The sequence below is a fragment of the Gilvimarinus sp. 1_MG-2023 genome (genome assembly GCF_030548285.1).
This window is the reverse complement of the sequence record NZ_JAUOSC010000379.1, coordinates 1-362: the sequence shown is the minus strand read 5'-3', so window position 1 is coordinate 362 and position 362 is coordinate 1. Positions and strand designations below refer to the sequence as shown.

Annotated in this window: 1 protein-coding gene; it reads left to right on the top strand. The window is 53.9% G+C overall.

Going from position 1 to position 362, the window contains the following annotated elements; all coding sequences use genetic code 11:
• Positions 1 to 362: efflux RND transporter permease subunit (locus tag Q4563_RS17280; protein ID WP_303605374.1), on the top strand; the 362-nt coding region annotated here is incomplete at both ends.

Sequence of the window (362 nt, the reverse complement as noted above, 5' to 3'; positions counted from 1 at the left end):
CACCACGCCTTATCAGGGTGCCATGTACACCGGGTATCGTGCGATCCTGAAAACCATGCTGAAGTATCGCGCCCTGTCCACCATCCTGATGGTGATGATGATGGTAGTGGCGGTACTCGGTTTCGGACAGGTCAAACAGGCGTTTTTCCCGCCATCCAATACGCCGATTTTTCTGGTTGATATCTGGCTGCCGGAAGGCAGTGATATTCTTGCAACCCAACAACAGGCACGTCAGCTGGAACAATGGTTGTTGCAACAACCAGGGGTTGAATTCACCTCGTCCACCGTGGGCCGTGGTGAGGTCCGGTTTATGCTGACGTATGATGTCGAGAAAGAATACGCCGCCTTCGCCCAGGTACTGG